The sequence below is a fragment of the Pseudocitrobacter cyperus genome (assembly GCF_039889165.1).
GTDB classification, from domain to species: domain Bacteria; phylum Pseudomonadota; class Gammaproteobacteria; order Enterobacterales; family Enterobacteriaceae; genus Pseudocitrobacter; species Pseudocitrobacter cyperus.
Window position 1 is genome coordinate 1 of sequence record NZ_JAYMYY010000004.1, and the last position, 24,249, is coordinate 24,249.

Here is a 24,249-nt window from a genome sequence, read left to right on the forward strand (position 1 = left end):
AAGAAACTGAAGCTGACGGCTACCACGAATCCGGCAAAGTTCGCTAATGCCTGGTTTGTGGATAGTCCATACACGCAAACACCAAACACAACCCAGTGAATGAGCGTGTTGAGTACGCCAATCGATGTGTACTTAGCAAAAAGTTTTAACATTAGAAAAATCAGTCAATTCTGAGAAGACTGAAGTTTAGCACCAACAGACAACTTGATCGACAACGCCGGTCGGTAATGCTGTGTGTATATACAGCATCCATCGGAGGTCATTATGGGGTTCCCAAGTCCAGCCAAAGACTACATTGAGCGCAGGCTAACCATAGAGGCTCTATGCGGCGTTACCGCTAACAGTCTGGTGATTGAAACATCGCATGGATTTGCTGTGATAGAGAAGAGAATGAAGCCGACGCCAGATAGCACTTACCTCATCACTGACGGGTCACAGTGATAAGCCTGTTTTCATAGTCGATTCCTGTCCATGCCAGCGAACGAAGCTCAATCGTTCTCATCGCTGTGCAATGAAGAATCTGAGCGGCAATCTTTACAACAACCCAACCGCCGTAAGCATTCATTGCATGCTGGAACTCATGGATTCGGTGCATTGGAAGGAAAGGGTAGTTACTCTTCCTGTATCCCTTCATGGCTCCTGATAAATCAGGTGCGGGATTTTACTTAGCCCTGCCAGTTACTACCGCATCGCTGAACACTTCCCCACATCTTCTCCTGGCGCTTATCAGCGCATTCCATTGCGCCCCTGTCCTCAAATCTTCTTATCACCTGAAGAAGAACCATTGGTTCGACTTCTTCCATCTTCATATGACCTATTATGGGAAGTATGTCGTCTTCAAACATGCTCTTCATCTCATCAGCGTATCCTTTCGACCACACCTTGGATTTGTGAGAATGCCACTCATGGAAAATTACACTGAACGAGTCAACGTTTTCTTCTTTTATCTGCTTCTTAATAGCCTGCTTTTGTTCGGATGGATTAACACCACTCAACAGCTTCATCTTTGCTTCTGATTGTTTAGCTCTGGCCTCAACAAGTGATATCTCAGGATATGGCCCAATAACGAGAGTTTTTTCCTTGCCGTCGAACCGGTATCGCAATCGCCACACCTTTTTTCCTGATGGCGGCACAAAGAGGAACAAACCTCCGGCATCAGCGAGGCGGTATGATTTTTCCGTTGGTTTAGCTGCGTCTATCTGCTTAACAGCCAGCATGTGGGCATAATTCCAGGGTGATTTTTAGCTATGCCCGCAAAAGTTCGGTGGAGTCAATGCATGTTTGGTAATGTGCGGTAACGTCGAAATGATTATGAGACAGAGATAGCAAGGGATTTGGTTATGTGGGGGAATGGCAGGTAACGTTGATGTGGTGTCCCCTGCAGGAATCGAACCTGCAACTAGCCCTTAGGAGGGGCTCGTTATATCCATTTAACTAAGGGGACGAAGCGGCACGAGTATAGCGTTTTTTGCCCTGACGGGTAAGTCTCGCGCCGCTTAACTGCTCAAAGCATCGCCATTTAGCGCTGTTTTTTCGCGGTTTTTTGCCGTTTCGCCTCTTCCTTACGTTTATTGCTCATGTCGTTGCGAATTTGCGCATGGCTCATCAGCGCGAAGATAAAGGTGCCGCCGCAGATATTCCCGGCAAGGGTGGGAAGCGCGAAAGGCCAGAAAAATTCGCTCCAGTGCAGCGTGCCGTTGAACACCAGGTAGAGAATTTCGACAGAGCCCACCACGATGTGGGTGGTGTCGCCGAGCGCAATTAACCAGGTCATCAGAATGATCACCACAATTTTGGCCGCACCGGCGGCGGGGAACATCCACACCATCGTCGCTATCAGCCAGCCGGAAATAATCGCGTTGGCAAACATCTCCGTGGGGCTATTTTTCATGACTTCCATACCAATTTTGACAAACGCATCGCGCGTCTCTTCATCAAAAATTGGCATATATTCAAATGCCCACGCGGCAATACCGGTGCCCACGACGTTACCCAGCAGCACAACCCCCCACAGCCGCATTAGCAGGCCAAAATTGCCGGGCGTGGGTTTTTGCATGACGGGCAGCACCGCGGTAACGGTGTTTTCAGTGAACAGTTGCTGGCGCGCCATGATGACGATAATAAAGCCGAAGGTGTAGCCAAGATTTTCCAGTAAAAAACTGCCGGGAATGCCCTCTAGCTGGACGTGAAAAATACCTTTCGCCAGCAGGGATGCGCCCATAGAGAGCCCGGCGGCGATGGCCGACCACAGCAGCGCCATGGCATCGCGCTCAAGCTCCTTTTCTCCGTCCTGACGAATATGCTCATGAATCGCCATCGCCCGGGAGGGAAGCTGGTCTTCGTCTACCTCTATCTTTTTTCCGCTCTGCTTTTCCTCGCTTTCCACTTCCAGACCGTCACTGTGACTATCAATTTTGTCGTCTTCGAGATTACCCATACGTGAATATCCTTTTTTGCACATACATCCTTTAAAAGCGTAGCGGTATTTGCTTCTCTGTGGGCGGGTGTTATTCCGAAAGGGCAAGAATAGTAACGTTTGTTTTCAGCCGCTTCGCTAGAATAGAAGTACCGCGGTGTGAGTATTACCAGGCTAAAATCAAATCAGCGATGCCGGGTTATAGACATCGTTAAACGTGCTGTTACAATCGCTCACAACTAAACAGGCGGATACCTATGAGTTCCGTCATGGATGGCCATCAGCGATAGCCATAATTAACAGGGAGACACTTATGAAGCTTCGCCTGTCGGCGGTTGCGCTGGGAACGACACTGCTCGTGGGGTGTGCAAGTTCCGGCACTGAACAGCAAGGGCGGTCAGACCCGTTAGAAGGGTTTAACCGCTCAATGTACAATTTCAACTTTAACGTGCTGGATCCTTATGTGGTGCGTCCGGTCGCTGTAGCATGGCGCGACTACGTTCCACAACCGGCGCGTACCGGCCTTGGCAATTTCACCAGCAACCTGGAAGAGCCAGCAGTGATGGCGAACTACTTCCTGCAAGGCGACCCCTATCAGGGGATGGTGCACTTTACCCGTTTCTTCCTGAACACGATTCTGGGGATGGGCGGCTTTATTGATGTCGCTGGCATGGCAAACCCGAAACTGCAGCGTGTAGAGCCACATCGCTTCGGCAGTACGCTGGGTCACTATGGCGTCGGTTATGGCCCGTATATGCAACTGCCGTTCTACGGAAGCTTCACCCTGCGCGACGAGGGCGGCGATATGGCCGATGGTCTCTACCCGGTACTCTCCTGGCTCACCTGGCCTATGTCCATCGGTAAATGGATGGTGGAAGGCGTAGAAACGCGCGCCCAGTTGCTTGACTCCGATGGCCTGCTGCGTCAATCCTCCGACCCGTATATTCTGGTGCGTGAAGCTTACTTCCAGCGTCACGACTTTATCGCTAACGGCGGTAAGCTGAAACCGGAAGAGAACCCGAACGCACAAGCGATTCAGGACGATTTGAAAGATATCGATTCTGAATAAATCGCAGAGTATAGATAAAGAAAAGGTGAGCACTGAGGCTCACCTTTTTTATTGGGGCAAAACTTAGAAGCTGTAGTTAAAGTTGGTACCGAACAGCCAGGCTTTACCTTCTGATTCAAAGGTATATGGGCCTTCCTTGAATTTAACGCTCTGGCCGTGCATGTAGGACACACCCACATCGACGGACGCATCTTCGTTAAACGCATAAGTGGTACCGGCGCTCAGCCACAGGCGGTCTTGATCCGGAATAGAGATGGAACGGTAGTTGGACGGAACCGGGCTATCATCGAAGGCGATACCGGTACGGAACGTCCAGTTATCGTCGTAGTAATAGGTGGTACCCAACGCCAGACGCCAGGCGTCTTTAAAGTTCTCGTCTTTCTGGAACAGGGTACCGCTGCTGTTGGTGGCCTTCAGCTCTTCGAACTGGCTCCAGCTTGTATAGGTTGCGCTATAGTGGATAGCCCACTGCGGTGCAACGCGGTTATAACCCGAAACTTCCCACATTTCCGGCAGATTCAGCGTCAGAGAACCGTTGGTGGTGCTGCCGTTGGTGCCAGCCGGAAGGCCGAAGTTACCGAGGATTTGGTTATAGGCCGACGGAAGATCGCTCTTATAATCGCCATCAAAGTCGATTTTCACTTCAGAACGATAGGTAAAGCCATAGCGGTTATTCTTATCCAGCTCATACAGAATACCGGCGTTCCAGCCAAAGCCCCACTCATCGCCCTTCAGGTGGGCAATTTTAGTGTTAGCAGGGATCTGACCCACAACGGCCGCCTGTGCTGGCGGCAGCATGCCGGAACCGGCCACGATCTGGCCTAAATCACCCGCATAGCGGTCGATTTTCGCACGTGCATAAACGGCGTTAACACCCGCCCCGAAGCTCCACTGACTGTTCAGACGGTAAGCGCCGCTCAGATTCAGGTTCACGGTTTGCAGATCGGTAGTACCGCCATAGGCGCCTGCGGCGTAGGTATCATTAAACTCGGTTGCCAGACCGTAGTTGGAGGTTACAGAAGCTCCCCAACCAAACTGATCGTTGATTGGCATGACGAAGTGGACATTAGGCACCCATGCGGTTGGGGCGATATTGTCCGCATCCAGACTTTTACCCGTTGGCGAACGGCCTGATACGTTCACATCCGGATCAATATAAACCGCACCAGCAGAAAACGTTGGGCGATCAAACATCATAATCAGCGCGGGGTTACGGCTGGCGTTGCCTGCATCGTCTGCAATGGCGCCTTCACCGGAATAGGCGCGGCCCAGACCAGAGGAAGAAAACTCATTAAGCTGGAAGCCTGCAGACCAGGCCTGGGTTGAAACGAGTGCCACTGCGACTGCGAGAGCAGACTTTGTAAACCGGGTTTTCTGGCTCATGACCATAACCTCATTGAGTTATTTTTATTCAAAAAATGTTACATGTAGTAACAGAAGCGCGAAGTGTAGGGGCTGGACTACGTCAGAGAAATCAGACCAGTGACGAGAGTATAGGTCTGACCAGATGGTATGTTGCAATATTGTTTCTTGAATTTTACTTAGATGATCACCGAAACGAGATCTGGTTAGCAAAATTGCCGGGGTCGTGCTTCATCTGTTTGGGTGATTTTTGTTTTAGATCATTTTTAAGTGTGATTTCGGTCACTTATCTCATTTCGCATAATTAACAACTGGAGGGCGCTTTCCGGGGAGCGTAAAATAACAGCATCGTTTATCTGGCACCTTCGTGTGCATATACAGAGGAAATCTACAATGAGTAAATGCAGTGCTGATGAAACCCCGGTTTGCTGCTGTATGGATGTTGGCACCATCATGGACAACTCCGATTGCACAGCCTCCTATAGCCGCGTTTTCGCGACTCGCGCTGAAGCTGAAGAAACCCTCGCGGCGCTGACTGAACGCGCGCGTGGCGTAGAATCCGATCCGTGCGTCATCACCCCGGTTTTCAAAGAGGTTGAGGGTGGTGTACAGATGGATATCGATTTTGTTTTCGCCTGCGAAGCTGAAACGCTGATCTTCCAACTGGGTCTGCGTTAATCCTTCTCAAACGCCTCTGCAATGCAGGGGCGTTTTCTTTTCCCCTCCAGTGTGTTTTAGCTCCCATTTTTCTCTCTCTCCGATTGGCTTAATGTAAAAAATTAGTTAAGACTGTTATCAGGTCAGACCACTTTGGTTTTATTTTTTAACAGGGGAGTTTTATGAGTCAGGCATTACCGCTTATCACCCGTCAGGGCGATCGCATTGCCATTGTCAGTGGTTTACGTACCCCATTTGCCCGCCAGGCGACCGCTTTTCACGGTGTACCGGCGATAGATTTGGGCAAAATGGTGGTGGGCGAGATGCTGGCGCGTAGCGAAATTCCCCCGGAAATTATCGAACAACTGGTATTTGGGCAGGTGGTTCAGATGCCGGAAGCTCCCAATATCGCGCGCGAAATCGTGCTGGGGACGGGCATGAACGTGCACACGGATGCCTATAGCGTCAGCCGGGCGTGCGCCACCAGTTTCCAGGCGGTGGCGAATGTTGCTGAAAGCCTGATGGCGGGCACCATTCGTGCGGGCATTGCGGGTGGGGCAGATTCCTCTTCCGTGCTTCCCATTGGCGTGAGCAAAAAACTGGCTCGTGTGCTGGTTGACGCCAATAAAGCGCGTACCCTGGGTCAGCGATTAAAGCTCTTCTCACGCCTTAAACTTCGCGATTTACTCCCGGTTCCGCCAGCGGTGGCGGAGTACTCCACTGGCCTGCGTATGGGTGACACGGCCGAGCAGATGGCAAAAACGTATCACATCACCCGGGAACAGCAGGATGCGCTGGCGCATCGCTCGCACCAACTGGCGGCGCAGGCGTGGGCGGAAGGTAAACTGGGGGATGAAGTGATGACGGCCTACGCGCCGCCGTTCCGTGGCCCGCTGGAGCAGGACAACAACATTCGCGGCAGTTCTACGCTTGCCGATTACGCGAAACTGCGCCCGGCCTTCGACCGTAAACATGGATCGGTCACGGCGGCGAACAGCACGCCGTTGACCGATGGCGCAGCGGCGGTGATTTTAATGACCGAATCGCGCGCCAGGGAACTGGGGTTAACGCCGCTGGGTTATCTGCGCAGTTATGCCTTTACCGCAATCGAAGTGCAGCAGGATATGCTGCTGGGGCCCGCCTGGGCCACGCCGCTGGCCCTTGATCGCGCGGGGTTAACGCTTGCTGATTTAACCCTTTTTGATATGCACGAAGCGTTTGCCGCGCAAACCCTGGCCAATATTCAGTGTCTGGCGAGCGATCGTTTTGCCCGCGACGTACTGGGGCGCTCGCAGGCGACCGGTGAGGTCGATGAAAGTCAATTTAACGTACTGGGCGGCTCGATTGCCTACGGGCATCCGTTTGCCGCGACCGGTGCGCGCATGATCACGCAAACGCTTAATGAGTTGCGCCGTCGGGGAGGCGGGTTTGGCCTTGTCACCGCCTGTGCGGCGGGTGGATTAGGCGCTGCAATGGTACTGGAGGCTGAATAATGACGACAATATCCGCATTTTCTCTCACCGTTCGCCCGGATAACGTCGCCATAATTACCATCGATGTACCGGATGAAAAAATGAATACTCTGAAGGCCGAATTTGGCACTCAGGTGCGGGCGATCCTCAGGCAGGTACGCGAGAACAAAGCGTTGCAGGGCGTGGTGATTATCTCCGCTAAAGCAGACAACTTTATCGCTGGCGCTGACATCAACATGATAGGCAACTGCGCCAGCGCCCAGGAGGCCGAAGGGCTGGCGCGGCAGGGGCAGCAGATTATGGCCGAGCTGAATAGCCTGCCGATTCCGGTGATTGCCGCGATTCACGGCGCATGCCTTGGTGGCGGGCTGGAACTGGCGCTGGCCTGCCATGGGCGCATTTGTTCTGATGATGGCAAAACCGTGCTGGGGCTGCCGGAAGTTCAGCTTGGCCTGCTACCGGGCTCTGGCGGCACTCAGCGGCTGCCACGTCTGATTGGCGTCAGTACGGCGCTGGATATGATTCTGACGGGTAAACAACTTCGTGCGCGGCAGGCATTGAAAGCGGGGCTGGTGGATGATGTCGTGCCGCAGAGCATTTTGCTGGAAGCCGCGGTGAAAATGGCCAAACAGGAGCCGTCGCGTTCACGCCATCTGCCGGTAAAAGAGCGTATTCTGGCGGGCCCGCTGGGGCGCAATATTCTCTTTAATATTGCAGGTAAGCAGACAGAGCAGAAAACACACGGTAATTATCCGGCGACCAAAAAGATCCTTCAGGTGATTGAAACCGGGCTGGCGCAGGGCACCAGCAGCGGTTATGACGCGGAAGCTCGCGCCTTCGGCGAACTGGCGATGACCACCCAGTCGAAAGCGTTGCGGCATATTTTCTTTGCCAGTACTGAGATCAAAAAAGATCCGGGGGCAAGCGTTGCGGCCGGGCCGCTACGTGCGGTGGGGATCCTGGGCGGTGGCCTGATGGGCGGGGGAATTGCGTTCGTGACGGCGACCAAAGGCAAGATCCCGGTACGTATCAAGGACATCAATACGAAGGGCATCAACCACGCTCTGAAGTACAGTTGGGAATTGCTTGATAACAAAGTGCGTCGCCGCCATATCAAAGCCAATGAACGCGACAGCCAACTGGCGCTGATTTCCGGTTCAACGGATTACCGTGGCTTCGCGCATCGCGACCTGGTGATTGAAGCAGTGTTTGAAGACCTGGCGTTGAAGCAGAAAATGGTTGGTGAAGTGGAGCAGCATTGTGCCCCGCACACCATCTTTGCTTCTAATACGTCGTCACTGCCTATTGGTGACATTGCAGCGCTGGCGCAGCGCCCGGAGCAGGTGATTGGCCTGCACTTTTTCAGCCCGGTGGAGAAAATGCCGCTGGTGGAGGTGATCCCGCATGCGGCCACCTCGGAGCAGACGATCGCCACGACGGTGAAGCTTGCTAAAAAACAGGGGAAAATGCCCATTGTGGTGGCAGACCGCGCCGGGTTCTATGTAAACCGCATTTTAGCGCCTTACATTAACGAAGCCATGCGCATGCTTACCGACGGCGAGCGCATCGAAGATATTGATAATGCTCTGGTTAAATTCGGTTTCCCGGTCGGCCCCATCCAGCTTTTAGATGAGGTGGGGATTGATACCGGCACTAAAATTATGCCCGTGCTGGAAGCGGCGTATGGCGAGCGTTTTAGCGCACCTGCAACGCTTATTTCAGCGATTTTGAACGACGATCGCAAAGGCAGAAAAAACGGTCGTGGATTCTATCTTTATGGTGCAAAAGGGCGTAAAAGCAAGAAACAGCCGGATAGCGCAATTTATTCGCTGCCAGGAATGGCGTCGCGGAACAGCCAACTGACATCGTTGCAGATAGCTGAACGCTGCGTGTTGCTGATGCTCAACGAAGCGGCGCGTTGCTTCGATGAGGGCGTGATTCGCAGCGCGCGCGATGGCGACATTGGCGCCGTATTTGGCATAGGTTTTCCACCGTTCTTAGGTGGCCCGTTCCGTTATATGGATTCACTGGGCGCGGGTGAAGTGGTTGCCAGACTGCAACGCCTTGCGGCGCAGCATGGCCCACGCTTTACGCCTTGCGAGGCATTAGTGGCAATGGCTGAGCGGGGAGACGTTTTTTGGCCCCCGGTGGAAACTGCGTTACAGGCTTGAGGTCAAAGGTATATCTGTTGGAGAGTGGCGCTGTTCTGGTTATTTTGTAAACAAAGATTGACTATACTTACGCCATTAAGGTAAAAGACAGCGTTTCATTCATTGGATGGATCAGGCACAATGCCCGGCTACCGAAATTTCGCAGGTCTCGTTGCCTGCGATTTTGATCGGTGCTTCTGTTTAACAAAAGCGGTGCAATATGCAAGTTTTTATTATGCGTCACGGCGACGCTGCTCTTGAAGCAGCCAGTGACTCGGTTCGTCCTCTTACGGGGTGTGGTTGTGATGAGTCCCGTCAGATGGCAACCTGGCTGAAAGGCCAAAAAGTGGATATTGAACGTGTTCTGGTAAGCCCGTTCCTGCGTGCGGAGCAGACTCTTGATGTGGTAGGGGAGTGTATGAACCTGCCTGAAGATGTCGAAGTGCTGCCTGAACTGACCCCTTGCGGTGATATCGGCCTCGTTAGCGCGTATCTGCAGGCGCTGGCGAACGAAAATGTCGCGTCCGTGCTGGTGATATCCCACCTGCCACTCGTTGGCTACCTGGTCTCTGAACTCTGCCCTGGCGAAACGCCGCCAATGTTCACCACCTCCGCGATTGCCTGCGTCACGCTGGAAGCTGACGGCATGGGCGTGTTCAACTGGCAAATGAGCCCCTGCAATCTGAAAATGGCGAAAGCGATATAAACCCTTGCTTCGTGTTGTGCCGGATGGCGCTTGCGTTTATCCGGCCAACAGGTATTGATGCGTGGGTATTCGCTGAATAAAGCCACGCCGCTATCCGGCAATTTGAGCCACTACGGCAACTCCGGCGGCAACCACTCTTCCACTTCAATCAGCACCAGCAGTGCGGCGTCTCCGCCATATTCTTTCGATGCCTGATGAAACGCCATGACGTGCGGATGTTGCGCCAGCCATAGCGGCGTTTGCTGTTTAAGGATGTGTTTTCCGTGGCCGTGCATCACGCAGGCGCAGAACACATGTTCGCGGCGACAGGCGGCGATCAGCGCGCCCAGTTCCTGCTTGGCCTGCTGTTGGGTCAAACCGTGCAAATCAAGAAACAGCTCCGGGGAGTAATCACCGCGGCGCAGTTTTTTCAGTTCGAAATGGCTCACGCCTTCACGCACATATTTCACCGGCCCTTCGGTATTCAGCAGCGGCTGAAACTCATCGGAAAAGTAGTGGCTGTTATCCACCTGCTCCTGTATCAACCGTTTCACCGGCACTTCACTCACTTTCTTGCGTAACGGGGGATGGACGATAGTGTCCTGCTTAATTTTGCGCGTGCCCGCCATCAGTTGCTGAAACAGCGCCTGATCCTCCTCGCTAAGCGATGTTTTCTTTTTCATGGAATCTTCTCATCTGGCATTTCCGTTAGTTTACCTTCTGAATGCGGTGGTTGGCAGTGAAAACGGTTTTTCCCCCGCAGCCTACGCAAGAATGCTGATTTATCGCCGTCTTCGTGGCAAACTAGCCGCCGAATTTACCCCGAAGCATGCCCTGGAGAATAATGTGGATAAGATTTTTGTCGATGAAGCAGTGAATGAGCTGCAAACCATTCAGGACATGCTGCGCTGGGCGGTAAGCCGTTTTAGCGCGGCGAATATCTGGTACGGCCACGGCACCGATAACCCGTGGGATGAAGCCGTACAACTGGTGCTGCCTTCTCTCTATCTGCCTCTGGATATCCCGGAAGATATGCGTTCGGCGCGCCTGACCTCCAGCGAAAAGCACCGCATCGTGGAACGTGTGATTCGCCGCGTTAACGAACGTATTCCGGTTGCCTACCTGATCAATAAAGCCTGGTTCTGCGGCCATGAATTTTACGTCGACGAACGCGTGCTGGTGCCGCGCTCGCCGATTGGCGAATTGATCAACAATAAATTCGCCGGTCTTATTAATCGCCAACCGCAGCATATTCTTGATATGTGTACCGGCAGCGGCTGTATCGCCATTGCCAGCGCATACGCTTTCCCGGAAGCGGAAGTGGATGCCGTGGATATTTCTCTGGATGCCCTGGCCGTCGCCGAACAAAATATTGAAGAACACGGCATGATCCACAACGTCACGCCGATTCGCTCTGACCTCTTCCGTAACCTGCCGCAGTTGCAGTACGATTTAATCGTCACTAACCCGCCGTATGTCGATGCGGAAGATATGTCTGACCTGCCGAGCGAATATCGTTTTGAGCCAGAGCTGGGCCTTGCATCCGGCACCGATGGGCTGAAGCTGACACGCCGCATTCTGGCCTGTGCGCCAGATTACCTTGCGGACGACGGCGTGCTGATTTGTGAAGTCGGCAACAGCATGGTACATCTCATGGAGCAGTATCCGGATGTTCCATTTACCTGGCTTGAGTTTGATAACGGCGGCGACGGCGTCTTCATGCTGACCAAAGCGCAACTGATGGCTGCCCGCGAACATTTCGCGATTTACAAAGATTAATCCAGCACGCAACAACACAACAACGAAAGCGGAGCCGTGATGGCAGGAAATACAATTGGACAACTTTTTCGCGTAACCACCTTTGGTGAGTCGCATGGCCTTGCCCTCGGCTGCATCGTCGATGGCGTACCGCCGGGCATTCCGTTGACGGAAGCCGACTTGCAGCACGACCTCGACCGTCGTCGCCCGGGCACCTCGCGCTACACCACCCAGCGCCGTGAGCCGGATCAGGTGAAAATCCTCTCTGGCGTGTTTGAAGGCGTCACAACGGGCACCAGTATTGGCCTGCTGATTGAAAACACTGACCAGCGCTCTCAGGATTACGGCGCGATTAAAGATGTGTTCCGCCCGGGGCATGCCGATTACACCTACGAGCAAAAATATGGCCTGCGTGACTATCGCGGCGGTGGCCGCTCTTCCGCGCGTGAAACCGCAATGCGCGTGGCGGCAGGCGCGATCGCCAAGAAATTCCTCGCGGCTAAATTCGGCATTCAAATTCGCGGTTGTCTGACCCAGATGGGCGATATTCCGCTGGCGATTAAAGACTGGGAACAGGTTGAACAGAACCCATTCTTCTGCCCGGATCCGGACAAAATAGAGGCGCTGGATGAACTGATGCGCGGCCTCAAAAAAGAGGGCGACTCCATCGGAGCAAAAGTCACCGTCGTTGCTGACGGCGTGCCGGCGGGGCTGGGCGAGCCGGTATTTGACCGACTCGACGCCGATATCGCCCACGCGCTGATGAGCATTAATGCCGTGAAAGGCGTGGAAATTGGCGATGGCTTCGAAGTGGTAAAACTGCGCGGCAGTGAAAACCGCGACGAGATCACCAAAGCGGGTTTCCAGAGTAATCATGCAGGGGGCATTCTGGGCGGGATCAGCAGCGGTCAGCAAATTGTCGCTAATATTGCGCTGAAACCGACATCCAGCATTACCGTGCCTGGCAAAACCATCGACCGCTTCGGTGAAGAAGTGGAGATGATCACCAAAGGGCGTCACGATCCCTGCGTCGGTATTCGTGCGGTGCCTATCGCCGAAGCGATGCTGGCCATCGTTCTGATGGATCACTTTATGCGTCAACGTGCGCAAAATGCCGATGTGACGACCACTATTCCACGCTGGTAATCATGAAAAAAACCGTTCTCGCACTGCTGGCTCTGGCGGCCAGCACCGCAAGCCTGGCGGCGACGCCGTGGCAAAAAGTGGTTCAGCCTGTTCCCGGAAGCGCGCAGTCAATCGGCGCGTTTGCTAACGGCTGTATCGTGGGGGCCGAAGCGTTGCCGCTTCAATCGACCAGCTATCAGGTGATGCGCACCGATCAGCGTCGTTACTTTGGTCATCCGGATCTGGTTCGTTTTATTCAGCGTCTCAGCCAGCAGGTGCAAAATAACGGCATGGGAACGGTACTGATTGGCGATATGGGCATGCCAGCCGGTGGGCGTTTTAACGGCGGGCATGCCAGTCACCAGAGCGGGCTGGATGTCGATATATTTCTGCAACTGCCGAAAACCCGCTGGACGTCCGCGCAACTGCTGAAACCGCAGGCGCTGGATCTGGTCGCCGCAGATGGTAAACGGGTAAATCCGCGCGTATGGCAGCCTGAAATTGGCAATCTGATTAAGCTCGCTGCACAGGACAGTGAAGTCACGCGTATCTTCGTTAACCCCGCTATCAAACAGCAACTTTGCCTTGAAGCGGGAAGCGATCGCGACTGGCTACGTAAAGTTCGTCCGTGGTTCCAGCATCGTGCGCATATGCATGTGCGTCTGCGCTGCCCGGCGAACAGCCTTGAATGTGAAGATCAAGCTTTGCCGCCAGCAGGTGACGGTTGCGGTGCGGAGTTGCAAAGCTGGTTCGAACCGCCTAAACCGGGCGCAACTAAACCTGTGAAGACGACGCCGCCGCCATTACCGCCTTCCTGTCAGGCGTTACTGGATGAGCATGTACTCTGATGGACAGTTTTGTTGAGATATTCATGGTGTCACCCGTCATGCTGGCGGCGCTATTTTTTATCGCCGCCCTGGCCGGGTTTATCGATTCCTTAGCCGGCGGCGGCGGTTTACTCACGGTTCCCGCGCTGATGGCAGCAGGTATGTCGCCTGCGCAGGCGCTGGCAACCAACAAGCTTCAGGCCTGCGGTGGCTCGCTTTCTGCATCGCTCTATTTTGTCCGCCAAAAGGTAGTTAACCTGGCTGACCAGAAGCTCAATATCCTGATGACTTTTATCGGATCAATGGCTGGTGCGCTGCTGGTGCAGCATGTGAAAGCAGATATACTGCGCCAGATTTTACCGCTGTTGGTCATCGGTATTGGCCTGTACTTTCTTCTGATGCCAAAAATCGGCGAGGGCGACCGCGCGCGTCGTCTGCACGGTTTGCCGTTTGCGCTGGTCGCGGGCGGCTGCGTCGGGTTCTATGACGGCTTCTTTGGCCCCGGGGCGGGCTCATTCTATGCGCTGGCGTTCGTCACGCTGGCAGGTTTTAACCTGGCCAAATCGACCGCCCATGCCAAAGTACTGAACGCCACATCAAATGTGGGCGGGCTGCTACTGTTTATTTTGGGCGGCAAAGTTATCTGGGCGACCGGTTTCGTGATGATGGTCGGCCAGTTCTTCGGCGCTCGAATGGGGTCACGGCTGGTTCTCAGCAAAGGACAATCACTTATCCGCCCGATGATTGTTATCGTCTCGGCGGTGATGAGCGCCAAACTTCTGTATGACAGCCATGGACAGGAAATCCTTCAGTGGTTAGGGATGAATTAATGAACGCAACACATAACGCACAGCAGTTAATCGACATTTTCGATGGCTGTTTTGCTGATGATTTTAATACCCGTCTGATTAAAGGCGACGACGAACCGATCTATCTTCCTGCTGATGATGAGGTGTCTTATCACCGCATCGTCTTCGCTCACGGCTTTTATGCCAGTGCGCTGCATGAGATTTCGCACTGGTGTATTGCCGGGAAGGCGCGCCGTGAACTGGTCGATTTTGGATACTGGTATTGCCCGGATGGGCGTGATGCCAAAACCCAAGGGCAGTTTGAAGATGTGGAAGTCAAACCGCAGGCATTCGACTGGTTGTTCTGTGTCGCGGCGGGATACCCGTTTAACGTCAGTTGCGACAACCTCGAAGGCGACTTTGAGCCAGACAGAATTGTCTTCCAGCGCCGCGTGCATGCGCAGGTGATGGAATATCTGGAGAAGGGGATCCCTGAACGCCCGGCCAGATTTATCAAGGCATTGCAAAACTATTATCAGACGCCGCCGTTCGCGGCAGAACAATTTCCGTGGCCGGAAGATCTTAACTAACGCCACGTTCAAAAAGAGGAAAGAAGATGATCGCCGAGTTTGAATCACGCATTCTGGCGCTAATTGATGACATGGTGGAGCACGCCAGCGACGATGAACTGTTTGCCAGCGGTTATCTGCGTGGTCATCTGACGCTTGCGGTTGCCGAGCTGGAAGAGGGCGACGATCACTCGGCTGTAGCAGTGTCGCATAACGTGACCCGCAGCCTGGAGAAAGCGATTCAGGCGGGTGAACTGTCACCACGCGATCAGGCTCTGGTGCTGGGAATGTGGGAGACGCTGTTCCAGAAGGCGCAGCAGTAGGGCTCTCACCCCGGCCCTCTCCCGCAGGGAGAGGGAGAAAACCAGTCGTTATGCACTCTCAGTCCCCTCTCCCTGCGGGAGAGGGGACTACCTACTTAACCTTTTTCCCCTTCAATAACTTCCTTACCCACAACCTGTTCGGATTCAACGCTGATAGCGTCCGGGCATCCAGCGGCAGCGGCTCCTGGCTCATTTGTGATGCCAGCACTTCCGCCGACAGGGGCGCGGTACATAATCCGCGAGAACCCAGCCCGCCGAGCATGAACAGATTCGGGTAAACCGGAGCCGTGGCTGCGGTGTCCTGCTCATCAAACAGATGTGAATATTGCGCCAGCGTAGCGTCATATTTCGGTACATTGCCCAGCATCGGCAGATGGTCACGCGTGGCGCAACGCACGCCAACACGCGCCTCATTTGCGCTGACGTCCACTTCCTGCACCCATCCGGCTGCCGGGAAGCAGTCGACCAACCGCTGGCGATTGTGCTGCTGATCCTCTTCGTTAAACGCCATCTCACGTTCACCGCGATGGTAGCTTGCGCCAATACAGTGATGTTGATTCATCGGATTCTGCGGCGTCAGATAGCCGTCATAGCACAGTACCTGGCGAAGCTGCGACAGTGCCGGGCTGGTGGGTATATGGCTCACCTGGCCGCCGACGGCGTAAACCGGCAGTGCGTCTGTTTGTGGAAGCTGGTTAATGTTATGCCCGGTCGCCAGTACCACGCTCGCGGCGCTGGCATGCTCACCGTCAGTAAACTGCAACAACCAGCCATCGTTCTGTTCTTCAAGCGTAGTGAGCGTCTTGTTCCAGTGGATCACTAATCCTTGCTGTTGGGCCAGTTCAAAGGCACTGGCCGTTAGCTGTGCCGGAGAGAGCCAGCCGCCAGACGGATACTGAATACCTCCGCAATCCGTTTCCACGCCAGTGGTGGTGGCAACGTCCTGCGCACTTACCGCGTGCGCGATCTCTTCAGGCAGCCCCAACAGCAGCATTTGTTCGATTTTCTTCTGACTCTTTTCATCCCAGCCGAGTTGGGTTACGCCGCACCACTGGTGATCAAATGTCACAGGCAGCGAATCATACAGGCGACGTGCGAAGGTGAACGCCGCCGGGAAGAAGGTTTCGAGCGCTGCGTCATGGGCGCTTAACAGCGGATAAAGCGCGCCTTGTCGATTGCCGGACGCCCCTTGTGCCGGGGCATCGTCCGCACAGTAAAGCGTCACTTTCCAGCCGCGTCTGAGTAAGGCGAGGGAGAGCAGCGCGCTGGCAATTCCACCGCCGATAAGGCTGGTTTCGCGGGTTGTGGCGCCCGTGCGGGCAAACCATGGTGTCCGCGCCGGTCGAGCGTTTGACTGCGTCATTTCACCAACGAGCATTTCGCGCTTGCGGCCAAAACCTTTGGTTTTATGCATCGTGAAACCAGCTTCCTGTAACCCGCGACGGACAAATCCCGCCGAGGTAAAGGTAGCGAGCGTACCGCCGGGCCGTGCCAGTCGCGCCATGGCGGAGAAGAGCTGCGGCGTCCACATATCCGGGTTTTTCGCCGGCGCGAAGCCATCCAGGAACCAGGCATCCACCTGCTGATTAAGCGAATCGTCCAGTTGATCCGTGAGTTCATTGATATCGCCAAACCATAAATCAAGCGTCACACGACCGCCGTCGAGCAGCAGTCGGTGGCAGCCCGCCAGCGGCAGGGGCCATTGCGCCTGAAGCTGCTTCGCCCACGGCGCCAGTTCAGGCCAGTGCTGATGCGCTAAGCGTAAATCGCTTGCGGTTAGCGGGAATTTTTCAAAGCTGATGAAATGTAATCGCTGCAGCGTCGCCTGCGGGTGGGCAAGACGAAATGTTTCGAAGGCTTGCCAGAGCGTCAGGAAGTTGAGCCCGGTTCCGAACCCGCTTTCGGCTACCACGAACAGAGGATGCGGATGGGTGGGGAAGCGTGCCTCTAACTGGTTACCGCCAAGAAAGACGTAGCGCGTTTCTTCCAGACCGTTGTCATTGGAGAAATAGACGTCGTCGAAATCTCGGGAAACAGGTGTACCCTCACTGTTGAAATCGAGGTTGGCAGATTGTATGGCGTTTTGTTTCACGTAAGTTACTCGTGCGGCAAGGCGTCTGCCGATCTTAGCGATGCGTGCCGGAAGGCGCAAATTTATGTATAAAATGGCTGATCGGACTTGTTCGGCGTACAAGTGTACGCTATCTTGCCTCTCGAAACTTAAAATAGTGATGACTTACAGAGGTAATGAATGAAACGTGCAGTGATTACTGGCCTGGGCATCGTTTCCAGCATCGGTAGCAACCAGCAGGAAGTCCTGGCATCTCTGCGTGAAGGACGCTCGGGGATCACTTTCTCTCAAGAGTTCAAAGATTCTGGTATGCGTAGCCACGTATGGGGTAACGTCAAACTGGACACCACCGGTCTTATCGACCGCAAAGTGGTCCGTTTCATGAACGATGCCTCTATTTACGCTTACCTCTCAATGCAGCAAGCCGTTGAAGACTCTGGCCTGAAAGCAGAAGATTATCAGAACAACCCGCGCGTGGGCCTGATTGCCGGTTCCGGCGGCTCCTCCAAAGCGCAGGTATTCGGCGCTGACGCGATGCGTAGCCCGCGTGGTCTGAAAGCGGTTGGCCCTTATGTCGTGACTAAAGCGATGGGCTCGGCGGTTTCCGCGTGCCTGGCGACCCCTTTTAAAATTCACGGCGTGAACTACTCCATCAGTTCTGCATGTGCGACCTCAGCACACTGTATCGGTAACGCGGTAGAGCAGATTCAGTTGGGCAAACAGGATATCGTGTTTGCTGGCGGCGGCGAGGAGCTGGGCTGGGAAATGGCCTGCGAGTTCGACGCAATGGGCGCACTGTCCACGAAATTCAACGACACCCCGGAAAAAGCATCCCGTACCTATGACGCACACCGCGACGGCTTTATCATCGCTGGCGGCGGCGGTATGGTTGTGGTGGAAGAGCTGGAGCACGCTCTGGCTCGTGGCGCGCACATCTACGCAGAAATCGTAGGTTATGGTGCAACATCTGATGGCGCAGACATGGTTGCTCCGTCTGGCGAAGGCGCAGTTCGTTGCATGAAGATGGCGATGAACGGCGTTGATACCCCAATCGACTACCTGAACTCCCACGGTACTTCTACGCCGGTTGGCGACGTGAAAGAACTGGGCGCAATTCAGGAAGTGTTCGGCAGCAATAGCCCGGCTATCTCTGCGACCAAAGCCATGACCGGCCACTCTCTGGGTGCGGCGGGCGTGCAGGAAGCTATCTATTCTCTGCTGATGCTGGAACATGGCTTTATCGCCCCAAGCATCAACATTGAAGAGCTTGATGAGCAGGCTGCTGGCCTGAACATCGTTACCGAACCGACTGAGCGTGAACTGACTACCGTTATGTCCAACAGCTTCGGTTTCGGCGGCACCAACGCCACGCTGGTGATGCGTAAGCTGAAAGCGTAATGCGCTTAACGTAATGAAAAGGAGCCGAAAGGCTCCTTTTTTGTGCGTTGACATCTTGCTGTTAAAAAAGGCAAAATCTGCCCTCAACACTCTTACATGAGTGCGTAAGCGTTTAACGTCAATCAACGCGCCGACACCCTGATTATCAGGTGGAGGAGGCGTGGTCTATTCCCCGCCTTACTCTGCATTCTGGAGTAAAGCATGTCTGAAGTATCTCAATCTGTTCCAGCATCTTCCGGTAACGGATCGCTGTTCCGTATCGCATTTGCCGTTTTTCTCACCTATCTGACCGTCGGTATTCCACTGCCCGTTATCCCGTTGTTTGTGCATCAGGAGCTGGGGTATGGCAATACGATGGTGGGTATCGCCGTGGGTATTCAGTTTCTTGCGACCGTTTTGACGCGCGGCTATGCCGGACGTCTGGCCGATCAGTACGGCGCGAAGCGTTCCGCGCTTCAGGGGATGGCCGCCTGTGCGCTGGCCGGAGCAGCGTGGCTGGCGGCGGCACTCTTACCCGTCGATGCGATGGTCAAATTTGGCCTGTTAATTGTTGGTCGCCTGATCCTCGGATTTGGTGAAAGCCAGTTGCTGACGGGAACGTTAACCTGGGGAATGGGGCTGGTCGGCCCAAAACGTTCCGGGAAAGTCATGTCGTGGAACGGGATGGCGATTTTTGGCGCGCTGGCCGTCGGTGCACCGCTGGGGCTCTTCCTCAACAGCCACTACAGTTTTGCGACGCTCGCCGTGGTAACGATACTCCTTCCTGTTCTGGCGTGGGCGTTTAACGGTACTGTGCGCAAGGTGCCCGCCAGTGCGGGTGAACGGCCTTCTCTGTGGAGTGTGATAGGCCTTATCTGGCAGCCGGGTCTGGGGCTGGCGTTACAGGGGGTAGGATTTGCCGTTATCGGCACCTTTGTTTCTCTCTACTTTGCCAGCAATGGCTGGGCGATGGCTGGCTTCACCTTAACGGCGTTCGGCGGTGCGTTTGTGCTGGTGCGCATTCTGTTTGGCTGGATGCCCGACCGTTTTGGCGGCGTGAAGGTGGCAGTGGGGTCACTGCTGGTTGAAACCATTGGCCTGATACTGTTGTGGCAGGCGCCGGATGCCTGGATAGCGCTTGCCGGTGCGGCGCTGACCGGCGCGGGCTGTTCGCTTATTTTCCCGGCGCTGGGCGTGGAGGTGGTGAAACGTGTGCCGCCGCAGGTGCGTGGTACGGCGTTAGGCGGCTATGCGGCATTTCAGGATATCGCGCTGGGTGTTTCCGGCCCACTGGCGGGAATGCTGGCCACGATGGCGGGATATCCGTCCGTATTCCTGGCCGGGGCCATCTCTGCGCTACTGGGCATCGTGGTGACGCTCATCGCCTTTCGCCGCCGTGAGTAACATCTCTTCTTAAAGCCCGGTGCGCCCGGGCTCATTGCTTAAATCACAATCCACAACAGCGTCACTATCAGGATCGCCATGATAAGCATCAGCCCTGGTCGTGCCGACGCGGCTTTGTATGCGTCGATAACTGGCGCGAACGGGCTGAAGATGGGCTGCACATCACGGATATCCAGCGTGTCCTGCGAGCGCTCGACGCGCTTGAGAACCAACTGGTTGAGCAGCGTTTGCACCTGGGTCATGGTTAACACCGTTTGCGGCGTAATATTCCAGTTCTGCTGACCGTACTCGCGCAACGCCTGCCATTCGTGCGGCTCCATTGGCTGTTTCAGCGCCGCCTGTAACGAATTGAGCGTCGGGGCGGTCTGGGTGCTGAGCGTCTGGCGCGCCTGCAGCCAGGTTGCCAGAGCGGTAAAATGCTTCGCCGGAATCAGTTCGCCGGTTTTCACGCCGGAAAGCTCCAGCATCGATTGCCAGATAATCTTGCTTGACTCGCCCGTCGCGGCGGCGAGCTTAGTCACCAGTTGATTCAGCGTGTTGTGTTCCGCAGGTTGTAACGGGCGATCGGTTGATGGTCGCTGCTGTGGCTGCGGAATAGAGAGCTGGTTATTTTGCAGTAACTGCAGCACCACTTTCAGTTGTTCGGGCGTAAGCTGGCTCAGCGCTGTTTGGCCAAACTGCTGGCGGATGAAATCACTGACGGCTTGACGGTTGTTGCCCTGACTCAACAGTTCCGTCAGTTGTGACAGGGTTTGCCGGGTACTGTGATTCTGCTGCGCCGTTTGCAGGCGCTGGTTCAGATTCTGCTCGGCGGCAGGAAAATTTCGGGACAGTAGCGGCGAGTCGTTTTTCAAGCCTAAATCGTGACGAACGCCAGCCCACACTTGGGCGCTTGTTTGAGATGTCAGCGCCACGAGACGGGTGATTAAACGTTCAAGTACCGTTCTCTGCTGAGTAGAGAGCGGTTGTTCTCCTGCGGCGGAAGCGTTGCCAGAACCTTCCCCGGGAGGGCGCAAGGGCATACCTGAAATGGGTTGCGTCATGATTTATCCTTAACCTTATTGCTTTACTAAACCAGACAGTCGAGTATGCCTGGCGGCCAGATTATGGCACACTTCCCCGGTTAACTCTCGTTCTCAGACAGGTACCGTAACGTGAAAATCCTCGTTGATGAAAATATGCCCTATGCCCGCGAGCTCTTCAGCCGTCTGGGTGAGGTGAAGGCTGTTCCAGGTCGCCCCATTCCGCTGGCGGAACTGACGGGGGCCGACGCACTGATGGTGCGATCCGTGACGAAGGTGAACGAGTCACTGCTGGCGAACCAGTCGATTAAATTTGTTGGTACGGCGACTGCGGGCACGGATCATGTCGATCAGGCCTGGCTTGAACAGGCTGGCATTGGTTTTTCCGCCGCGCCTGGCTGCAATGCTATCGCCGTGGTGGAATATGTTTTCTCATCGCTGCTTTATCTCGCTGAGCGAGATGGCTTTACGCTGACCGACCGCACGGTTGGGATTGTTGGCGTTGGCAACGTTGGGGGACGCCTGCAAAAACGCCTGGAAGCGTTAGGCGTGCGCACACTGCTGTGCGATCCGCCACGGGCCGACAACGGTGACGAAGGGGATTTCCTTAGTCTGGATGAACTGGCTCAGGAAGCTGACATTCTGACTTTCCATACCCCACTGTTTAAAGATGGCCCTTATAAATCGTTGCATCTGGCTGACGAAGCGCTGATAAGCAGTCTGAAGCCGGGGGCCATCCTGATTAACGCCTGCCGCGGCCCGGTCGTCGATAATAACGCGCTGCTGAAGTGCCTGAATGCGGGGCAGGAGCTTAGTGTGGTGCTGGATGTCTGGGAGCCGGAACCGGATCTCAATCTCGCGCTGCTCGATAAAGTGGATATCGGAACCTCACACATTGCCGGTTACACCCTCGAAGGTAAAGCGCGCGGAACTACCCAGGTGTTTGAGGCTTATAGCCAGTTTATTGGTCACGCGCAGCAGGTCGCGCTCGACACGCTGCTGCCCGCGCCGGAATTTGGCCGCATCACCCTGCACGGCACTCTTGACCAGCCAACGCTAAAAAGGCTGGTACATTTGGTGTATGATGTGCGCCGCGATGATGCGCCGCTGCGAAAAGTGGCGGGCATTCCGGGTGAGTTCGACAAGCTGCGTAAAAATTACCTCGAGCGACGTGAATGGTCTTCACTCTACGTACAGTGTGATGACGCAGAAGCGGCAGCGCTTCTGAAGAAGCTCGGGTTTAACGCCGTCCACCACCCGATTCGTTAACGTTATTTCTTTTGTGCCTTGCCTGTCGGCAGGGCACGTCGTTATTTCTGGAGTAAATCACCATGTCTGAAGGCTGGAATATTGCCGTACTGGGCGCTACGGGCGCTGTTGGGGAAGCCCTGCTTGAAACACTGGCGGAGCGCGCATTCCCGGTAGGTGAACTCTATGCGCTGGCGCGTAGCGAAAGCGCCGGGGAAAATCTGCGCTTTGGCGGGAAAACGGTGCGCGTACAGGACGCGGCGGAGTTTGACTGGACGCAGGTTCAGTTGGCGTTCTTTGCCGCAGGCGCAGAAGCCTCGACAACGTATGCCGAAGAGGCAACAAACTCTGGCTGCCTGGTTATCGACCTGAGCGGCGTTTACGCTCTCGAGCCAGACGTGCCGCTGGTGGTTCCGGAAGTGAACCCGTTTGTGCTGGCCGATTATCGTAACCGTAACCTGGTTGCCGTGCCGGACAGCCAGACCAGCCAGTTGCTGGCGGCGCTGAAACCGCTGATCGATGAAGGCGGCCTGTCACGTATCAATGTGACCTGTCTGCTTTCCGCATCATCCCACGGTAAAAAAGCGGTGGATGCGTTAGCGGGACAGAGCGCGAAACTGCTCAACGGCATTCCTATTGATGAAGATGATTTCTTTGGTCGCCAACTGGCGTTCAATATGTTGCCGATCCTGCCTAATCGTGAAGGTATCGTGGGTGAAGAGCAGCGTATTGTCGATCAGACTCGCAAAATTTTGCAGGACGATGCACTGATGATCTCCGTCAATTGCGTCCAGTCCCCGGTCTTTTATGGCCACGCGCAGATGGTCGGCTTTGAAGCTATGCGTCCACTGGCGGCTGATGAAGCCCGTGACGCTTTTACCCGCGGCGAAGACATTGTGCTCTCTGAAGAGAACGAATTTCCGACTCAGGTGAGCGATGCCTCTGGCAGCGCGCATCTTTCTGTTGGCTGCGTGCGCAATGACTACGGCATGCCGGAACAGGTGCAATTCTGGTCGGTTGCCGATAACGTTCGCTTCGGCGGCGCGCTGATGGCGGTGAAAATCGCAGAAAAATTAGTGCAGGAGTATATGTACTAATGTCGGAAGTGCAGCAACAGCCGGTCTATAAAATTGCGCTCGGCATTGAGTATGACGGCAGCAAATATTATGGCTGGCAGCGTCAGAATGAAGTACGCAGCGTGCAGGAGAAGCTGGAAAAAGCGCTGACCCAGGTCGCCAATGAACCGATTACCGTGTTCTGCGCCGGGCGCACCGATTCTGGTGTACATGGTACAGGGCAGGTGGTGCATTTTGAAACGACTGCCGACCGTAAAGACGCGGCGTGGACGCTCGGAGTAAATGCGAATTTACCTGGTGACATCGCCGTGCGTTGGGTGAAACATGTACCCGATGATTTTCATGCTCGATTTAGCGCGACGGCTCGCCGTTACCGCTACATCATCTACAATCATCGGTTGCGACCGGCGGTGATGAGCCAGGGAGTTACCCACTATCACCAACCGCTGGATGAAGCGCGAATGCACCGTGCGGCGCAGTGTTTGCTGGGCGAGAATGATTTCACCTCGTTCCGGGCTGTGCAGTGTCAGTCGCGCACGCCATGGCGCAATATTATGCATATTAACGTTGCTCGCTATGGCGCGTATGTGGTGGTTGATATCAAAGCAAATGCCTTTGTACATCATATGGTAAGGAATATTGTCGGCAGCCTGATGGAAGTCGGCGCCCAAAACCAGCCAGAGAGCTGGATTGCTGAGTTGTTAGCCGCAAAAGACAGAACGCTGGCGGCAGCAACGGCTAAAGCGGAAGGTTTGTATCTGGTGGCTGTAGATTACCCGGAACGTTTTGACCTGCCGTGCGTACCCATGGGGCCGCTATTTTTAGCGGACTGAAAGCAGTTCACAAAGGC

23 protein-coding genes and 1 tRNA gene are annotated in these 24,249 nt (G+C 54.8%); 16 read left to right on the forward strand and 8 right to left on the reverse strand.

The window, feature by feature from the left end; genetic code table 11:
- The 4 genes from VSR74_RS13920 to VSR74_RS13935 form a co-directional block, all read right to left on the reverse strand.
- Nucleotides 1-152, reverse strand: a 152-nt coding sequence (locus tag VSR74_RS13920) for a GtrA family protein (protein ID WP_347794320.1), incomplete at its 3' end; no start/stop codon positions are given.
- Nucleotides 153-665: 513 nt separating this feature from the next.
- Nucleotides 666-1,217, reverse strand: a complete 552-nt coding sequence (locus VSR74_RS13925; protein ID WP_347795259.1) for a tyrosine-type recombinase/integrase — start codon at nucleotides 1,215-1,217, stop codon at nucleotides 666-668.
- Nucleotides 1,218-1,369: 152 nt separating this feature from the next.
- A tRNA-Arg gene (locus VSR74_RS13930) sits at nucleotides 1,370-1,444 on the reverse strand.
- A 75-nt stretch (nucleotides 1,445-1,519) separates the two neighbouring features.
- Complete coding sequence (locus VSR74_RS13935) at nucleotides 1,520-2,437, reverse strand: formate/nitrite transporter family protein (protein WP_347795260.1); 918 nt, start codon at nucleotides 2,435-2,437, stop codon at nucleotides 1,520-1,522.
- A 292-nt stretch (nucleotides 2,438-2,729) separates the two neighbouring features.
- Here VSR74_RS13935 and mlaA point away from each other — a divergent pair, with 292 nt between their 5' ends.
- Nucleotides 2,730-3,485, forward strand: a complete 756-nt coding sequence (mlaA, locus tag VSR74_RS13940) for a phospholipid-binding lipoprotein MlaA (protein ID WP_347795261.1) — start codon at nucleotides 2,730-2,732, stop codon at nucleotides 3,483-3,485.
- Nucleotides 3,486-3,548: 63 nt separating this feature from the next.
- Here mlaA and fadL read toward each other — a convergent pair whose 3' ends face one another.
- A complete protein-coding gene (gene fadL, locus VSR74_RS13945) occupies nucleotides 3,549-4,868 on the reverse strand; it encodes a long-chain fatty acid transporter FadL (RefSeq protein ID WP_347795262.1) in 1,320 nt (439 codons plus the stop codon).
- Between the two features lie 372 nt (nucleotides 4,869-5,240).
- On the opposite strand from fadL, the gene VSR74_RS13950 reads away from it, so the two are divergent.
- The 4 genes from VSR74_RS13950 (at nucleotide 5,241) to sixA (ending at nucleotide 9,832) form a co-directional block, all read left to right on the forward strand.
- Complete coding sequence (locus VSR74_RS13950) at nucleotides 5,241-5,525, forward strand: YfcZ/YiiS family protein (RefSeq protein WP_347795263.1); 285 nt, start codon at nucleotides 5,241-5,243, stop codon at nucleotides 5,523-5,525.
- Between the two features lie 161 nt (nucleotides 5,526-5,686).
- A complete protein-coding gene (fadI, locus tag VSR74_RS13955; RefSeq protein ID WP_347795264.1) occupies nucleotides 5,687-6,997 on the forward strand; it encodes an acetyl-CoA C-acyltransferase FadI in 1,311 nt (436 codons plus the stop codon).
- Nucleotides 6,997-9,147, forward strand: coding sequence for a fatty acid oxidation complex subunit alpha FadJ (fadJ, locus tag VSR74_RS13960; RefSeq protein WP_347795265.1), 2,151 nt, complete (start codon nucleotides 6,997-6,999; stop codon nucleotides 9,145-9,147). The genes fadI and fadJ overlap by 1 nt, the downstream gene beginning before the upstream one ends.
- Nucleotides 9,148-9,346: 199 nt before the next feature.
- Nucleotides 9,347-9,832 (forward strand): phosphohistidine phosphatase SixA, encoded by a 486-nt coding sequence (gene sixA, locus VSR74_RS13965; RefSeq protein ID WP_347795266.1) that lies wholly within the window; start codon nucleotides 9,347-9,349, stop codon nucleotides 9,830-9,832.
- Nucleotides 9,833-9,942: 110 nt separating this feature from the next.
- Here sixA and smrB read toward each other — a convergent pair whose 3' ends face one another.
- Nucleotides 9,943-10,494: an endonuclease SmrB gene (gene smrB / locus VSR74_RS13970; protein ID WP_347795267.1), complete on the reverse strand. Its 552-nt coding sequence runs from the start codon at nucleotides 10,492-10,494 to the stop codon at nucleotides 9,943-9,945.
- A 163-nt stretch (nucleotides 10,495-10,657) separates the two neighbouring features.
- Between smrB and prmB the strand changes: the two genes are divergently transcribed.
- From prmB to VSR74_RS14000, 6 genes are read left to right on the forward strand one after another with little or no spacing between them, the layout of a single operon-like run.
- Complete coding sequence (gene prmB, locus VSR74_RS13975) at nucleotides 10,658-11,590, forward strand: 50S ribosomal protein L3 N(5)-glutamine methyltransferase (protein ID WP_347795609.1); 933 nt, start codon at nucleotides 10,658-10,660, stop codon at nucleotides 11,588-11,590.
- Nucleotides 11,591-11,629: 39 nt separating this feature from the next.
- The gene (gene aroC / locus VSR74_RS13980) at nucleotides 11,630-12,715 is read left to right on the forward strand and encodes a chorismate synthase (protein ID WP_347795268.1); all 1,086 of its coding nucleotides are present in this window, start codon (nucleotides 11,630-11,632) and stop codon (nucleotides 12,713-12,715) included.
- A gap of 2 nt (nucleotides 12,716-12,717) precedes the next feature.
- Nucleotides 12,718-13,542 carry a penicillin-insensitive murein endopeptidase gene (mepA, locus tag VSR74_RS13985; RefSeq protein ID WP_347795269.1) on the forward strand — a complete coding sequence of 275 codons (825 nt, stop codon included), beginning with the start codon at nucleotides 12,718-12,720 and terminating at the stop codon, nucleotides 13,540-13,542.
- Nucleotides 13,542-14,351, forward strand: a complete 810-nt coding sequence (locus VSR74_RS13990; protein WP_347795270.1) for a sulfite exporter TauE/SafE family protein — start codon at nucleotides 13,542-13,544, stop codon at nucleotides 14,349-14,351. The genes mepA and VSR74_RS13990 overlap by 1 nt, the downstream gene beginning before the upstream one ends.
- Complete coding sequence (locus tag VSR74_RS13995) at nucleotides 14,351-14,899, forward strand: elongation factor P hydroxylase (RefSeq protein WP_347795271.1); 549 nt, start codon at nucleotides 14,351-14,353, stop codon at nucleotides 14,897-14,899. The genes VSR74_RS13990 and VSR74_RS13995 overlap by 1 nt, the downstream gene beginning before the upstream one ends.
- A 26-nt stretch (nucleotides 14,900-14,925) precedes the next feature.
- Entirely contained in the window at nucleotides 14,926-15,201 is a 276-nt protein-coding gene (locus VSR74_RS14000) for a YfcL family protein (RefSeq protein ID WP_347795272.1), read from the forward strand.
- Between the two features lie 91 nt (nucleotides 15,202-15,292).
- On the opposite strand, the gene mnmC is transcribed toward VSR74_RS14000, so the two are convergent.
- On the reverse strand, nucleotides 15,293-17,293 hold the full coding sequence (mnmC, locus tag VSR74_RS14005; protein ID WP_347795273.1) for a bifunctional tRNA (5-methylaminomethyl-2-thiouridine)(34)-methyltransferase MnmD/FAD-dependent 5-carboxymethylaminomethyl-2-thiouridine(34) oxidoreductase MnmC: 2,001 nt from the start codon (nucleotides 17,291-17,293) through the stop codon (nucleotides 15,293-15,295).
- Nucleotides 17,294-17,452: 159 nt separating this feature from the next.
- Between mnmC and fabB the strand changes: the two genes are divergently transcribed.
- Nucleotides 17,453-18,670, forward strand: coding sequence for a beta-ketoacyl-ACP synthase I (fabB, locus tag VSR74_RS14010; protein ID WP_108473555.1), 1,218 nt, complete (start codon nucleotides 17,453-17,455; stop codon nucleotides 18,668-18,670).
- A gap of 201 nt (nucleotides 18,671-18,871) precedes the next feature.
- Nucleotides 18,872-20,053 carry an MFS transporter gene (locus tag VSR74_RS14015; RefSeq protein ID WP_347795274.1) on the forward strand — a complete coding sequence of 394 codons (1,182 nt, stop codon included), beginning with the start codon at nucleotides 18,872-18,874 and terminating at the stop codon, nucleotides 20,051-20,053.
- A gap of 38 nt (nucleotides 20,054-20,091) precedes the next feature.
- On the opposite strand, the gene flk is transcribed toward VSR74_RS14015, so the two are convergent.
- Nucleotides 20,092-21,096, reverse strand: coding sequence for a flagella biosynthesis regulator Flk (gene flk, locus VSR74_RS14020; protein WP_347795275.1), 1,005 nt, complete (start codon nucleotides 21,094-21,096; stop codon nucleotides 20,092-20,094).
- 111 nt (nucleotides 21,097-21,207) lie between these two features.
- Between flk and pdxB the strand changes: the two genes are divergently transcribed.
- The 3 genes from pdxB to truA all read left to right on the forward strand — a co-directional run bounded on the left by pdxB (nucleotide 21,208) and on the right by truA (nucleotide 24,232).
- Nucleotides 21,208-22,344 (forward strand): 4-phosphoerythronate dehydrogenase PdxB, encoded by a 1,137-nt coding sequence (gene pdxB / locus VSR74_RS14025; protein WP_347795276.1) that lies wholly within the window; start codon nucleotides 21,208-21,210, stop codon nucleotides 22,342-22,344.
- A gap of 62 nt (nucleotides 22,345-22,406) precedes the next feature.
- Nucleotides 22,407-23,420 carry an aspartate-semialdehyde dehydrogenase gene (locus tag VSR74_RS14030; protein ID WP_347795277.1) on the forward strand — a complete coding sequence of 338 codons (1,014 nt, stop codon included), beginning with the start codon at nucleotides 22,407-22,409 and terminating at the stop codon, nucleotides 23,418-23,420.
- Entirely contained in the window at nucleotides 23,420-24,232 is an 813-nt protein-coding gene (gene truA / locus VSR74_RS14035; RefSeq protein WP_347795278.1) for a tRNA pseudouridine(38-40) synthase TruA, read from the forward strand. Before VSR74_RS14030 ends, truA begins: the two co-directional genes overlap by 1 nt.
- Nucleotides 24,233-24,249: the final 17 nt, after the last annotated feature.